The sequence below is a fragment of the Streptomyces sp. PKA51 genome (genome assembly GCF_057552455.1).
This window is the reverse complement of sequence record NZ_BAAJPZ010000011.1, coordinates 47,093-56,316: the sequence shown is the minus strand read 5'-3', so window position 1 is coordinate 56,316 and position 9,224 is coordinate 47,093. Positions and strand designations below refer to the sequence as shown.

Genomic DNA, 9,224 nt, shown 5'->3' with positions numbered 1-9,224 from the left:
ATATCGCACACCGACCACTCCCCTGACCACATGTCAGGCGGAGATGGCTGGAAACCTTGCTTTCTGCCATCAGGGATGTGTAAGGAGATCCGTCATCGCCCAAGGCCCGCGTCACGGGCCAGCAGGGCGGCCTGCACCCGGTTGTCGCATTCCAGCTTGGCGAGGATGCGACTGACGTACGTCTTCACCGTGGCCTCGCTCATGTGCAGCCGGCGGCCGGCGTCGGCGTTGGACAGGCCCTCGCCGAGCAGGGCGAGCACCTCCAGCTCGCGCTCGCCGAGGACCGCCACGCGTCTGCGGGCTTCCGCGGTGCGGGTGTCGGCGGCGCCGGCCTGCCCGGTGGCGAGGGAGTCGACGACGTGCCGGGTGGCGGCCGGGGAGAGGTAGGCGTCGCCCGCGGCGGCCGCCCGCACGGCACCGATGAGCTCGCCGGGCGCCGAGTCCTTCAGCAGGAAGCCGGCGCCGCCCTGCCGCAGGGCCCGCAGCACGTTGTCCCGTTCGCCGAAGGTGGTCAGGATCAGCACCCGGACGCCGGGGACGCTGCGGCCGAGCTCGGCCAGGGCGGCCAGCCCGTCCAGCCTCGGCATCTGGATGTCGAGGAGCGCCACGTCCACGCGGTGGCACCGGGCCTGCTCGACGGCCTCGCGCCCGTCCGCCGCCTCGGCCACGACCTCGATGTCGTCGGCCGAGGTGAGGATCATCCGGATTCCGGCCCGGATGAGCGGCTCGTCGTCGGCGATGAGGACGCGGATCACTGGTTCAACTCCTGGGGCGGGGCGCGGGGCTGCTGCCGGCCGGCTTCTGCCGGCTCGCGCTAACTCTTGACGTGGAACTCACGCTTCTCGGACAGTTTCCCGTCCGTGAAGCAGAACCGGTACACGGTATCGGTGTCCAGGCCGCGCGAGGTGTCGGTGGACAGCAGCACCAGGCAGCCGGCCCCCGCCGGCTCGGCCGGTATCTTGCCGCGCACGTCGGAGGTGATGATCGACCTGCCGGAGGGCAGCTTCTGACGCACCTGAGCCTCGGAGTCCCCGATGCGGACGGACTCGTAGACGCTGGGCTCGATCATTCCCTTGTCGAGCTCGTCCACGAACTGGACGACCCCGAAGAGGGCCAGGAACCCCAGCCCCAGCATGATCAGCAGGCCCACCGCACAGCCGATCGCGCAGCCGTTGCTCTTCTTGGTGCCCATGATGTCCTTGAACTCCTCGCGGGGGTCGAGCGGGTCGATGACCGCTCCACCCTCGCCCGGAGCCCAGGGCCCGGTCTGCTCCCGAAAGTCGTCCGTCGTGTCGACGATCGTCGTCTCCCCCAGGGCCGCCCGCCGGCCGGCGCCGGCCTCCCTGCCCTCCGCGGAGTCGTAGGGGATCACGGCCGCGAGCCGGAAGCCGCCGCCCTCGGCGGGGCCGGTGAAGACCATCCCGCCGATCAGCCGGGCCCGCTCGCGCAACCCGGTCAGCCCCTGGCCGCCGCTCACCGGCTCCGGGTGACTCCTGCCGGCCTCGGCGACCCGCCGCCCCAGGGGCACCGTCCCGTTGGCGACCTCGACCAGCAGGGAGTCCGGCTCGTAGTGCAACCCGACGGTGATCGGCGCCCCCGGTGCGTGCTTGGCGGCGTTGGTCAGGCCCTCCTGGACCACCCGGTAACCGGCGTGGTCGGCGGCGGGCGCCAGCGGCCGCTCCTCCCCCGTGCTCTCCAGGGACACCTTCATCCCGGCCGACGTCGCGGCGTCGACCAGCGCGGGGATGCCGGTGACGCCACGGGAACCGGAGTGCTCGTCCTGCGGGGTGCCGTCCCGCAGGATGCCCACGACCTCCCGCAGCTCGTGCATCGCCGCCACCGACGCCTGGCGCAGCACGCCGACCGCCTCGCGCTGCTGCCCGGTCAGCGTCCGGTCCACCTCCAGGGCGCCGGTCTGCACGGCGATGAGGGCCAGCTGGTGGCCCAGGCTGTCGTGCATGTCCTGCGCGATGCGCTGCCGCTCGCGCATCCTGGCCTGCCCCACGATCATCTGGCGCTCGCGCAGCAGCTGGGCGTTGCGCTGCTGCAGCGTCTGCAGCAGTGTCCGGCGCTGGGTCCAGTAGCGGCTGGCCAGGCCGGGGACGACGGTGATCACCAGGAAGAACAGGGTGTTGAGCACCACGATGAACGTGGACGACTGGTGCCCCACCCATGCGGCCAGCCCCACGAACAGCACCAGGGAGGCGGCGAAGGCCAGCAGCGCCCGCAGCACCCCGGCGATCCGGCGCCCGGCGGACCAGCCCGCCACCGCGAGCACCAGCACCGCCCCGCTGTCGGCGAGCCCGGCCAGGACGGCCGCGGCGATCAGCGCCGTCGCGGGCAGCACGCGCCGGACCAGCAGCAGCGCCACGACGCCGAGGGTCGCCGCGACGGCTCTCGGCCAGCCGTGGTCCTGCACGAGCTCCGACCAGACGGTCAGCAGTGCCAGGACGACGGCCAGCACGCTCTCGCCGACGACCCGGCGCCGCGACCACTCCCGCCGGTCGGTCAGCCGCGCCCTCAGATCACGTGCCCACGATGTCGCATCCACCCCCGCACCTTAGGCAGACCGGTCCGCCCGGCACATTCACCGAAGGTCGCGACAAGGTCCGACGAAAGTAGATCCGGCGCAGCCGGCGGGCGCGGGGGCCCCGCCTCACATCCTGGGGTGCGCGGCCACATGGGTGACCGCCTCGATGTCGTGCCCGGCCTTCTGCAGCAGTTCCCGCGACAGCTCGTTCAGCGCCCGGGCCGCGGCGACCTCCTCGCCGACCCGCTCCTGCTCGGGGTCGTCCGGGTGCCGGGTGGCGTGGGCCCGCGCCCTGAGCTCCGTACCGTCCGGGAGCCTGAGGAGCACCGCCGCGTGGGTCCGCTTGTCGATCTCCTCGAACTCCACCTCGACGTGCCAGCCAACGATCGTCTTCATGAGTGCACCTCCTCCGGCAGTACCTTCCAGCGTGCACCCGTGGGGCGGAATGCGACACCGGTGGCGTCGGAGGCCGTGCCATGCTGCCGGACCATGGCCGATGGCACCGACGCCGCGACCGAGGCCTCGCAGGCCCTGTGGCCCACCGTCCGCACATCCGTCGCCTGGCTGGACGCGGCCGCCGAGCTCTGCGACGCGGCCGGCGCCGGCTGATGGCTGCATCTGCGGGTACGTCGTGGCTTGTCGCGCAGTTCCCCGCGCCCCTACGGGGCGCGGGAGACGCCCTAGGCCGCCGCCGTGCCGAACTCGCGGATCGCGCCGTCGACGATCGCCTGCAGCCGCGCGTGGTGCGCGCCGCGCCAGTAGACCCGTCCGCAGGCGACGCACTGGGCGAAGACGTCGTACGTGCGGCGCGTCCCGTGTTCGAGGTGCTCGCGCACCGCGTCCTTGTCGGCGTCCTGCAGCGGACCGTTGCAGGCCGTGCAGCGCGTCCAGGGCGCCAGCGGCGGGCCGAAGCGGCTCAGGACGTCCTTGAGCTGGTCGTCGGGCCGGTCGCTGTAGACGTAGCCGCCCGCCCAGATCTCGCGCCGGCGCAGCAGGCCGCGGTCCCGCGAGAGCAGCACGCGCCGCTCCGCGGCGGAGAGCGCCGCAAGGGCCGGGTCGCCGATGTCCTCGCTCTCGTACGCCGCGTCGACGCCCAGCAGCCGCAACCGCCGCGCGAGCGTGCCCAGGTGGACGTCCAGCAGGAAGCGCAGCGGTGCCCCCGGCACCTCCTGGGGCCGTTCGACCGCTTCCACCTCCACGTGTTCGCCCGCCGCCGGCACGTGGGAGACCGGGACCGGGCGGCCGTCGACGAGCAGCCGGCCGACCTCGGTGAGCGGGACGCCCAGGGACTCCACGACGTGCCCCAGGGTGGAGACGCCGTCGGTGACGAAGGGCGCCCGGGGCCGGCGTCGCTCGGCGGCGACGAAGAGCTGCAGGCCGGGGGCGAAAGTCAGGTGGATCTGCGGACCGTTCACGTCCCACAGCATGCCACCCTCACCACCGCGAGCGCCCCCGGGTTTTGCGGGGGCCGCTCGCTGCCGTGACGGGCCCGGCTGTCCCGCCCGCGGGGCCGAGGGGCCGGGCCCGCGGGGTCAGGGCAGCTGGGCGCCGACCGCCCGGAGGGCGGCGGGGACGGGCTGGAAGAACGTCTCGCCTCCGGAGGAGCAGTCGCCGCTGCCGCCGGAGGTCAGGCCGAGCGCGGTGTCGCCGTCGAACAGGGCGCCGCCGCTGTCGCCGGGCTCGGCGCACACGGTCGTGCCGATCAGCCCGTCGACCTGGCCCTCCTCGTAGTTGACGGTGACGTCGAGGCCGGTGACCTGGCCGTCGTGGACCTGCGTGGTGCTGCCGCTGCGCCGGACCTGCTCGCCGACCGTGGCCTCGCCGGCGCTGCCGATGGGCTGGCTGCCGCCGTCGTACAGGTCGACCGCGCTCGGGTGGGGCTCGCTGCCGGAGGTGTAGCGCACGAGGGCGTAGTCGTGGCCGGGGAAGGAGGAGGTCTCGGTCGAGCCGACCACGGAACCCCCGTAGGAAGGGGACCAGGAGGCCGAGGCGTTGCCGCAGTGCCCGGCCGTCAGGAAGTACGGCTCGCCGGACTTGGTGACGTTGAAGCCGAGGGAGCAGCGCACGCCGCTGCCCCATATCGCGTCGCCGCCGGCGAGGAGGGGCCGGATCTTCCCGGTGGTGTGCCGGAGGGTCGCGCGGTCGCCGAGGTCGGCCACGGCTTTCTGGACGCGGGCCAGCCGGTCGCCGGTGACGGTGCTGTCGACGGTGACGACGACCTTGTTGCTCCTGGGGTCGGCGGACCAGGCGGTGCCCGCGACGGCGGCCCGGCGGTTCAGGAGCACTCTGGCGGCGGCGAGTTCGGCGGAGGAGTGCGTGACCGTACGCGGCTGTGCTCCGGCGGCCCTGACCTGCTGTGCGGTGGTGGCATCGAGGACGTTGACGACGAGAGTGCGGGTTCCGGCGTCGTAGTACGAACCGGCGGTGCCGGCGGCGAGTTCGGTGCCGAGGCGCTGGGCGAGCCCGGCCGCCCGGGCGGCGGTCAGCGTCTGCGGGCCGGGCGTGGCCGCCCGGGCCTGCTGGAGGGTGAGGGAGGCCGTGGCCAGGGCCACGGTGGCGGCGACCGCGAGGGTCGTGCGCCGGGCGGGCATGCGTGAGGGAGTCAACTCGTCGACCTCCTGTGAGGGGGGTGTGCCCGGCGGGAGGCGCCGGGCCCGGAGGGTCTGGCCGGCATGACGGCAACCGCACGTCGCGTTCATGCCAAGCGAGTCGCGAACGAGTGTCCGCCCGGGCGCGGACGGTCCACAAGAAGACATCCGGCCGCACACGTTCGCTCAGAACCGCACGCGTGCCTCTCCCAGCAGCGGGCGACTACCGGACGTTCGCTCGGGCGACTGTCCGGTAATCGCCCCCGTTCCCCTCCGTCTCAGGAGCAGCTGCTCCCCCCGCCACAGCTCGAACAGCTGCTGGACGACGAACAGGACGACGACGAACAGCTCGAACCACCGGAGTCCGAGGAACTGCCGGAATCCGAGGAGCTGCCGGAGTCGGAGGAGCTGCCGGAGTCGAAACTGCCGCAGAAGAGGCCCCCGTCGCACGAGGCGCCCACCACGGCCACCGACGACGAGGACGAGGAAGACGAAGAAGAAAAGGACGAGGAGGAGGACGACCGGGAGGTGCCCGAGCGGCGGTGGCTCCTGCGTCGCTCCGCCGCCCGCTCGAACGCCTTGCGCAGCTCCTTGCCGGGCAGCACGCTCGTACCGTGCACGGCGACGATCCCCGCCTCTCCGGCCGGGTGGGTCTCCGCGTTCTTCCGGCTCCAGGGGTCGTCCTTCCCGATGCTGCGGGCCAGGGCCGCACCCGCGTCCGTGTACGGGATCCCGGCGGGCGGTCGGCAGTGGTGCCGGACCACCAGGGCCGGCACGGCCGACAGCAGCGGCACGAGGGCCCACGCCCACAGGTCGCCCTGGACGAGGACGACAAGGGCCAGCGCCACGCCGGCGATCAGCCCTGCGAGCTGCACCGTGACGGCCCGGGGCCACTCGCGCCGCAGCTGCGGGGTCAGCAGGAGGCCCAGCTTGACCAGGGTGGTGTCGAGAGGGGCCATGGCGTCGTCCTGGCGCAGCTTTGTGCGCAGGGTGCGCAGGGTGTTGCTCCAGTCGGCGCCGCAGTGCTTGAGCAGGGCCCGTTCCACGGCGTTGTGCGCGACGGGCTCGACCACCTGGATGCGGCCGCCGCTGACGGTGAGGCGCCCGTCGGCGTGCAGTGCGGTCACGGCGGTGTCGGCGACGCGGCCGGCGCCGCCCCGCAGGTAGGCGAGGACGGTCAGGTCCAGGTCCTCGGGCCGCAGCGACCACGACGAGCCCTGGGCCCGGCGGCGCAGGATCATCAGCCGGGCGGTCGGTATGAGGATGCACAGCAGCGCGGCACACAGTGCCGCCACGACGACGAAGGTCATGGGTCGGATGCCTTTCGATCGGCAGGTGAGCGGCGCGTCAGCGCGCGGTGTGCCGGCGGCGCAGGGACGCGGCGAGGCGGCGCAGCGGCCCCCGGGCCGGCTGCGTGGGGGCGTGGTGCCCGTCGGCCCACGCGGCCAGCCGTTGTCGGCGCTCCGGATCGGGGACGGCGCCTCGCAGCAGCAGGTAGTGGGCGAAGTTCAGCGCGTCCTTGCGGTAGCCGCCGGTCATGGGGCGGTTGCGGGCGTAGGCGAGGAACAGGTCGCGGAAGTCGGCGCCCAGGATTCCGGGGAGTTCGGGGGCCACCTTGCCGACGACGGAGACGCGTTTGGCCAGCAGGGCGCGGCGCTGGGCGGTCAGTCGCCGCTCGTCGAAGCCCTCGGGCGGCGGGCCGCCGGCGACGAGGGCGCACAGCAGGGCGTGCTGGGCGTGGGCGAGGCGCCGGCGGGCGGCCTCGGTGCCCGGTGCCTGCTCAGGCGCGGACACGGGCACCCGCCACGACAGCGCGGACGGCGTCGAGTTCCGCGGCCAGTTCGGCCTCTTCGGGGAAGAGGTCGTCGCGTTCGAGGAGGACCCCGGGCGGCGTGATCCGGTCGCAGAGCTCGGCGAGCACGGCGAGGACGGGTTCGCCGACGGGGTGGGCGTGGCTGTCGTGCCACAGGCCGTCGCGCTCGAACCCGCCGGCCACGTGCACGTAGGCGATGGCCTCCAGGGGCAGGCCGTCGAGGACGGCGGCCGGGTCCTCGCCGCGGTTGACGTGGTTGGTGTGGAGGTTGGCGACGTCGACGAGGAGCCGTACGCCGGTGCGCTCGACGAGCTCGGTGAGGAACTGCGCCTCGGTGAGCTCCTCGTCGGGCCAGGCCAGGAACGCCGCGATGTTCTCCAGGGCGAGCGGTACGGGCAGGACCGCCTGGGCGGCGCGCACGTTGGCGCACAGGACGTCGAGGGCGTCGCGGGTGCGGGGCACGGGCAGCAGGTGTCCGGCCTCCATGAGGGGCCGGCCGCTGTGGCCGCCGCCGGCCCGCACGAAGGCGATGTGCTCGCTGACCAGGGGTGCCTGCAGCGCCTCGGCCAGCTCGGCGAGGGCGACGAGGCGGCCGAGGTCGGGCCGCTCGGCGCCGCCGAGGCCGAGGCCGACGCCGTGCGGGACGACGGGCGTGCCGCGCTCGCGCAGGCGGCGGAGCTCCTCGGGCAGGTGGCCGGGGCAGATGTTCTCCGCCACGACCTCGACCCAGTCCAGGCCGGGCAGCCGTTCGACGGCTTCGGCGATCTCCGGCCGCCAGCCGATGCCCGTTCCCAGGACGGCGTGCGGTGCCGCATGCCGTGCTGCGTCGCGTTCGCGTGTCGCGTGCTGTGTGGCGTTCATCGCCGTACACCCCCCGTACGTTCCCCCGTGGCGCCCTGGGCACCGTGTTGCGAGGGTGATTCCCTGCGTGGGCCTGGTAAACCCTTGATCGACGAGGAAAAAACCGGGCGGGATGTGATCTTGGCAATGCCGCCGCCCGGCCCACGGCGGGCCGGGCGGCGCGGGGCTCAGGCCACGGCCGCGGAGGTCTCCTCCAGCAGTGCGGCGTGGTGGCGGCGGGCCACCTCGGGGTGGGCGCGCAGCCAGCCCTTGATCTCGTTGCGGCCGTACTCGGCGAACAGCGGGTTGGCCGTGTCCTGCGTGACGCCGGGGGCCCGGTCGGCATGGGCGAAGGGCAGCGGCGCGATGCGGGCGTCGAGCCGGGGGTTGAAGAAGAAGGGCACGGAGAACCGCTCGCGGCTGCCGGCCGGGCTGATCACCCGGTGGTTGGTGGCCTTGAGGTAGCCGTTGGTGGCCACCTCCAGCAGCTCGCCGAGGTTGATCACGAAGGCGCCGGGCAGCGGGGGCACGTCGATGGGCGTGCCGTCGCCGCGGTCGACCTGCAGGCCGCCGACCTGGTCCTGCAGCAGCAGGGTCAGGAAGCCGTAGTCCTTGTGCCAGCCCACGCCCTGGCCCGCGCCGTCGGGTGCGGTGCCCGGGTAGCGCACGAGCTTCAGGTGCAGGTGCGGGCGCTCGGCGAAGGCGTCGTCGTAGAAGTCCTCCGGCGCGCCGATCGAGGCCAGCAGCTCGTGCAGCAGGCGCCGGGCGACGTCGCCGAGCCGCTCGACCCAGGCGAGGGCGGTGGTGCGCAGCTCAGGGAGGGCGGCGGGCCACTGGTTGGGGCCGTCCAGCCACCAGTAGCCGGGCTCGCCGGGGCCGGGGACGTGCGGTTCGCGCTCGGCGCCGATGTCGAGCTGGTCGCGCCAGTCCTGGCTGCCGCCCGTGCGCTCGTCGCCGATGCGCGTGTAGCCGCGGAAGTGGGGGGAGTTGAGGTTGCTGATGGCGAGCCGGTCGGCTTCGGGCAGGGCGAAGAACGCCCGCATGACGCGCATCAGCTCCGCGGTCTCCTCGGCGGTGATGCCGTGGCCGATCAGCTGGAAGAAGCCCACGTCGCGCGCGGCGGCGTGCAGGGCCTCGCGGAAGCGGGCGCGGGCGTCGGGGCCGGCGGAGGCGGCGGAGAGGTCGAGGACGGGAAGCTCATTGATCATGGAAGGTCCACTGCGTGAGAGCCCGGTCACGCCCGGCGGGTGGCCGGACGGCCCGCCGGACAGCCGCAGGATGTGCGGACGGAGCGGGGCCGGGGAGGGGTGGAAAGCAGGATGAGACGATCAGGCGCAACAAGAGATCGCCCGGAGGGGATCACGCGGCCGCGGGCCCCGGGTACGGGACGGGCTCGGGCGTGGTCAGCCGCAGCGGCGACAGGACGTGCTCGTGACGCGGGCGAAGTCCACGT

At 73.8% G+C, this 9,224-nt stretch carries 7 protein-coding genes and 1 pseudogene; all 8 read right to left on the bottom strand.

What is annotated here, in order from left to right; genetic code table 11:
- Positions 1 to 92: 92 nt before the first annotated feature.
- On the bottom strand, positions 93 to 755 hold the full coding sequence (locus AC27L3_RS18015; protein WP_487235048.1) for a response regulator: 663 nt from the start codon (positions 753 to 755) through the stop codon (positions 93 to 95).
- 59 nt (positions 756 to 814) lie between these two features.
- Complete coding sequence (locus tag AC27L3_RS18010; RefSeq protein ID WP_487235047.1) at positions 815 to 2,551, bottom strand: sensor histidine kinase; 1,737 nt, start codon at positions 2,549 to 2,551, stop codon at positions 815 to 817.
- A 105-nt stretch (positions 2,552 to 2,656) separates the two neighbouring features.
- A complete protein-coding gene (locus tag AC27L3_RS18005; protein WP_487235046.1) occupies positions 2,657 to 2,926 on the bottom strand; it encodes a DUF1876 domain-containing protein in 270 nt (89 codons plus the stop codon).
- 284 nt (positions 2,927 to 3,210) lie between these two features.
- Positions 3,211 to 3,945, bottom strand: a complete 735-nt coding sequence (locus tag AC27L3_RS18000) for a Mut7-C RNAse domain-containing protein (RefSeq protein WP_487235172.1) — start codon at positions 3,943 to 3,945, stop codon at positions 3,211 to 3,213.
- 117 nt (positions 3,946 to 4,062) lie between these two features.
- Entirely contained in the window at positions 4,063 to 5,136 is a 1,074-nt protein-coding gene (locus AC27L3_RS17995) for a S1 family peptidase (protein WP_487235045.1), read from the bottom strand.
- Positions 5,137 to 5,396: 260 nt separating this feature from the next.
- Positions 5,397 to 6,428 (bottom strand): TIGR04222 domain-containing membrane protein, encoded by a 1,032-nt coding sequence (locus AC27L3_RS17990; RefSeq protein ID WP_487235044.1) that lies wholly within the window; start codon positions 6,426 to 6,428, stop codon positions 5,397 to 5,399.
- 37 nt (positions 6,429 to 6,465) lie between these two features.
- Positions 6,466 to 7,792 (bottom strand): annotated as a pseudogene (locus tag AC27L3_RS17985) (MbnB/TglH/ChrH family RiPP precursor modification enzyme).
- Between the two features lie 167 nt (positions 7,793 to 7,959).
- On the bottom strand, positions 7,960 to 8,979 hold the full coding sequence (locus AC27L3_RS17980; protein WP_487235043.1) for an isopenicillin N synthase family dioxygenase: 1,020 nt from the start codon (positions 8,977 to 8,979) through the stop codon (positions 7,960 to 7,962).
- Between the last annotated feature and the right edge of the window lie 245 nt (positions 8,980 to 9,224).